This window comes from Mesorhizobium sp. GbtcB19 (assembly GCF_019091085.1).
In the GTDB taxonomy this organism is placed as follows: domain Bacteria; phylum Pseudomonadota; class Alphaproteobacteria; order Rhizobiales; family Rhizobiaceae; genus Mesorhizobium.
Genome location: NZ_JAGXJY010000659.1, coordinates 1 through 228 on the forward strand (window position 1 = coordinate 1; position 228 = coordinate 228).

Below are 228 nucleotides of genomic sequence, written 5' to 3' on the forward strand. Positions count from 1 at the left end.
AGACTCCCCCCGCTGATGGGCGCCTGGCTGGTGCGCGCCGGCAGCCATAACGAGGACGACCTGCCCGCCTGGGTGCCGACCTATCTCTGGCTGCTGCGCAAGGCGCACGATTACCGCTGGATCACATTGTTGGCCGGTATTGCCTTCTTCGCCGGTTCGGTGCTGCTGGCGACCCGGCTGCCGGCCGAGTTCATGGCGGGCGCGGGCCGTGGCCGCTCGCTGATCTCG

Annotated in this window: 1 protein-coding gene; it reads left to right on the forward strand. The window is 69.3% G+C overall.

The window, feature by feature from the left end:
- On the forward strand, positions 1-228 hold a 228-nt coding region (locus KVT37_RS33320; protein WP_217579129.1), incomplete at both ends, for a hypothetical protein.